Origin of the sequence: Corallococcus sp. CA053C (genome assembly GCF_003611675.1) — a bacterium.
Taxonomy (GTDB): Bacteria; Myxococcota; Myxococcia; order Myxococcales; family Myxococcaceae; genus Corallococcus.
Map to the genome: position 1 here is coordinate 1 of NZ_RAWA01000601.1, position 4,149 is coordinate 4,149.

Annotated in this window: 4 protein-coding genes; 2 read left to right on the forward strand and 2 right to left on the reverse strand. The window is 71.9% G+C overall.

The window, feature by feature from the left end:
* Positions 1 to 674, reverse strand: a 674-nt coding sequence (locus tag D7V97_RS40700) for a YncE family protein (RefSeq protein WP_368669012.1), incomplete at its 3' end; no start/stop codon positions are given.
* Positions 675 to 929: 255 nt separating this feature from the next.
* Between D7V97_RS40700 and D7V97_RS40705 the strand changes: the two genes are divergently transcribed.
* Positions 930 to 2,462 (forward strand): cell wall metabolism sensor histidine kinase WalK, encoded by a 1,533-nt coding sequence (locus D7V97_RS40705; RefSeq protein ID WP_233583552.1) that lies wholly within the window; start codon positions 930 to 932, stop codon positions 2,460 to 2,462.
* On the forward strand, positions 2,459 to 3,166 hold the full coding sequence (locus D7V97_RS40710) for a response regulator transcription factor (RefSeq protein ID WP_120615939.1): 708 nt from the start codon (positions 2,459 to 2,461) through the stop codon (positions 3,164 to 3,166). Before D7V97_RS40705 ends, D7V97_RS40710 begins: the two co-directional genes overlap by 4 nt.
* Positions 3,167 to 3,188: 22 nt before the next feature.
* Here the strand turns inward: D7V97_RS40710 and D7V97_RS40715 are convergent, their stop codons facing one another.
* Positions 3,189 to 3,887, reverse strand: a complete 699-nt coding sequence (locus D7V97_RS40715; protein ID WP_120615940.1) for a bifunctional 2-polyprenyl-6-hydroxyphenol methylase/3-demethylubiquinol 3-O-methyltransferase UbiG — start codon at positions 3,885 to 3,887, stop codon at positions 3,189 to 3,191.
* Positions 3,888 to 4,149: the final 262 nt, after the last annotated feature.

Below are 4,149 nucleotides of genomic sequence, written 5' to 3' on the forward strand. Positions count from 1 at the left end.
AGCTGGGGGAAGTCGTCGCGGGAGGGTGACGGCGGCGACACCACGTTGGCCTGCGCGTCCAGGTCCGTGCCTCCACGCAGCACCTGGGGCCGGTCCGCGTCCGACAGGTCCACCGTCATCACGTCGCCCCGCCGGAACAACGACACCGCCGCCTTGCGGCCGTCCTCCAGCAGCGCGATGCCGCGCGGCTCCTCGCCCAGCGGCAACTCCCAGCGCGCCGTGAGCGACCGCGTGTCGATGGCCGTGAGGCTGCCGTGTTCGGTCGACGTGCGCGTGGTGCTGTTCACCACGTACAGCGTGTCGCCGTCCGGGGACACCGCGAGCCCCGTGGGCTCCACGCCCACGTCGATGCGCGCCGCCTCCACCGCGTCGCCCCGGCGGATGACGGACACGCTGCGCCCGCCCCGGTTCGTCACGTAGATGGTGTCGTCCGGGCCCACCATCACGCGCTCCGGCCGGGGGCCCACCCGCACCTCGCTCACCTTCTCCCGGCTGTCGGTGTCCACCACCGCGAGGATGCCGTTGTCGGCATCCACCACGTAGAGCAGCTCGTCATCCCGGCTGAGCGCCACGGATCCGGAGGCATTGCTCCAGGTGCCCGCCACCTCGCGCTCCTTGCACCCCGAAAGCACCAGCGTCACCGCGCACAGCGCGGTCCATCCCTGCCGTCGCATCGGAAAGCCTTCCCCTCCCCATGGAGCACGCGCGCCCTTCCAGCCCTGCCCTGCGCGCGTTGAAACCCCACGGCCAGTCGGGGGCGTGCCGGCCCTGCTCACACGCCGTCCCGAGGACCGCATGCTCGCCCACCCGTCCCCCGGAAGTCGATGCCCTCCGCACCCGCCGTGTGGCTGCTGACAGTGTGGGGAAGGCGCCCCTGTCCCACAAACACCCCGAGCACCGCGCCCCCGTCGCGTGTACATACCGGGTTCGTGCTTCGTCCCGCGCCCGTCATCCTCAGCTTCCGGCGCACGTTCGCGCTGCTCCTGCTGCTGATCGTGCTGCCCTCGGCCGGCCTGTCGGGCTTCGGCATCGTGGCCATCATCAACGAGCGCGCCGCGGTGGAGAAACGCCTGGAGGCCGCCTGGCGCGGCACGCTCGCGGACCTGTCCGCGGAGGTGCCCCAGGCGCTCGGCGGTGGACGGCTGGAGCCGGCGGACGACGGTCGGCTGGTGTTCCTGCTGGAGGACGACCAGGAGGTGTCCGACCCGGAGGGCACCTTCCACGTGGAGAACGGCCTCGTGCGCACCAAGGATCCGCAGCTCGCGGAGTCCCTGGCGGCGCTGGTGCCGGAGGCCGCCTCGCTGCCCACCGTGCCCACCGTCTTCTCGCTCGCCACGGGGAACCGCGCGGTGATGGTGGCCGCCGAGCGCCTGGGGTCCCAGGTGCGCGGCGTGCGGCTGTCCGGCATCGCGCTGGACAGGCTGCTGTCGGACAAGGCCCAGGGGCGCACCACGTCGGAGCCCGTTCGCTTCACGCTCCTGCCCGTGCCGCGCGACACCACCAGCGAGGGCGGGCTCGTCAACCGGCTGATGTCGGAGGTCGCCCAGGCCCGGCAGAACGCGCTGGGGACGACGGTGCTCGCGGAGCGGGTGCTGTCCCCGCCGCTGCAGGACTTCCGCCTGGTGGTGCTGCCCACCGGCGAGGACCCCGTGGCGAGCGCCTCCACGCGCAACCGCGCCGTGTACGGCGTGCTGCTGGGCCTGTTCTACCTGACGCTCACCTTCGGCGTCGTCTACACCGGCCGCGTGCTCTACCGCGAGGCGCGCCTGTCCCGCATGAAGACGGACTTCGTGTCGCTGGTGAGCCACGAGCTGCGCACGCCGCTCACCTCCATCCGCATGTTCATCGAGACGCTGGCCCTGGGCCGCCTCAAGGACCCCGCGCAGATGCAGGAGGTGCTGGACCTGCTCACGCGGGAGACGGAGCGCCTGTCGGACCTCATCGAGCGGGTGCTGGACTGGGCGCGCATCGAGAGCGGCCGCAAGGTGTACCAGCGCGAGTCCCTGCCGGTGGCGGACGTGGTGGACGCGGCGGTGGCGGCCTTCCGCGCGCAGCGGCTGGGTGACGACATGGAGCTCACCGTGGACGTGGAGCACGCGCTGCCTCCGGTGGAGGTGGACCGCGTCGCGGTCGCGGGCGCGCTGCTCAACCTGTTGCAGAATGCCTACAAGTACAGCGGGCCCACGCACCGGAAGATCTCACTCCGGGCACAGAGGGACGGCAGACACGTGAACCTGTCGGTGGAGGACAACGGGGTGGGAATCGCCAGGAAGGACCGCAAGCGCATCTTCGAGCGCTTCTACCGGGTGGACAACCTGCTCACGCGCAAGACAGAGGGCAGCGGCCTGGGGCTCGCCATCAGCAAGCGCATCGTGGAGGCGCACGGGGGCCGCGTCACCGTGCAGAGCGAACCCGGCAAGGGCAGCCGCTTCACCCTCCAGCTCAAGGCGGGCCGCTCATGAGCACCGGCAGCGAGGAGAAGCCGCGCCGCATCCTGGTGGTGGAGGACGACCTGTCCATCCTCACCGGCGTGTCCATGAACCTGCGCTTCGAAGGGTACGAGGTCCTCCAGGCCCAGGACGGACGCACGGGCCTGGCCAAGGCGCTGGACGAGGCGCCGGACCTGCTGGTGTTGGACCTGATGCTCCCGGAGCTCAACGGCTACGAGGTCATCCGCGAGCTGCGCCAGCGCGGCCGCGACACGCCCGTGGTGGTGCTGTCCGCGCGGGGCCAGGAGTCGGATAAAATCCTGGGCCTCAACCTGGGCGCGGATGACTACGTGGTGAAGCCCTTCGGGCTCCAGGAGTTGCTCGCGCGCATCAAGGCGGTGCTGCGCCGCAGGTTCGGGGCCACGGGCACCACCGCGCCGCCGGTGACGTTCGGTGACGTGAAGGTGGACCTGGCGCTGCGCACGGTGGCGCGCGACGGGCAGCCGGTGGAGCTGACGGCGCAGGAGTTCAAGCTGCTCGCGCACTTCCTCGCGCACCCGGGCCGCACCTTCACCCGCGAGGAGCTGCTGTCTGGCGCGTGGGGCTACCACTACGAGGGCAGCGCGCGCACGGTGGACAACTTCATGCGCCAGCTGCGGCTCAAGTTCGAAGCGGATCCGGAAGCGCCCCGGCACTTCCTCACCGTGCGCGGCCTGGGTTACCGCTTCGAGCGCTGAGGCGCGCTTCCGTCCCACCGCCTCACAACCCGGCGACGCCAATCTGGCGCAGGTCCTCCAGGTCGAAGGGCTTGCCGTCGAAGCGGCCGTAGCGCTCGCGCGGCGTGAGGCCGCTGGCGGTGAGCGCGGTCTCCAGTTCCTCGGGGAGGAAATGGCGCAGCTTGAGGCGGCGGATGGGGCTGGGGCCGCCGGGCGTGCGCCGCTCGCGCAGGTGCAGGGCGAACAGCGGACGGCGGGGCTCCACCGCGGAGCCGGGCTCGTCCTCGTCGCGCGGCAGCACGGGTTCGCGCGGGGCGTTGAGCACGTCGTAGACGAAGGTGCCCCCGGGGGCCAGGTGGTGGATGACGGTGGCGAGGAACGCCTCCACGTCGTCGCGGCCGGCCATCAGCCCCAGCGCGTGCTGCGGCGCGAGCACCAGCGGGAACTTCTCCGGCAGCCGCAGCGTGCGCAGGTCCGCCGTCATCAGGCGCGTGCGCGCGGAGACGTCCGGGTTCTCCGACGCGCGGCGCTCCTCGGCGGAGCGGATCATCACCTCCGACGGATCCACACCCACGGTGGCGTAGCCGTGGCCGGACAGGGCCCAGGGCACGCGGCCGTTGGCGGCGCCCAGCACCAACACGGGCGCGCCGTGCTCGGCCGCCTGTCGCGTGTAGAAGACGAGGTCCGGCTCCTGTCCCACGAGGGACAGCGGGGTGCGGCCGCGTGCGTCGTTCCCTGCCATGGCCCAGCCCCTAGCACGGTTGCGGGGCGCTCCGGGACCCCCGGCATGCCCACAGTGGGCAATCGTTTGCCCACCCGCTGTCCAGCACCCGACGCCGTCATCGGCCGCCCGTCCCTCGCGGGCTGGCACCGTCCTTGCCTTGGGTAACGGCCATTACGGGGGACCCGCTGGGGGGAACTCCGCCTTGAGTGAGCACGAGGTGTTTGGACCATGAGGCACGGGTGGCGGTGGACGGGAGCGGTCCTGCTGGTGGGAGCGCTGG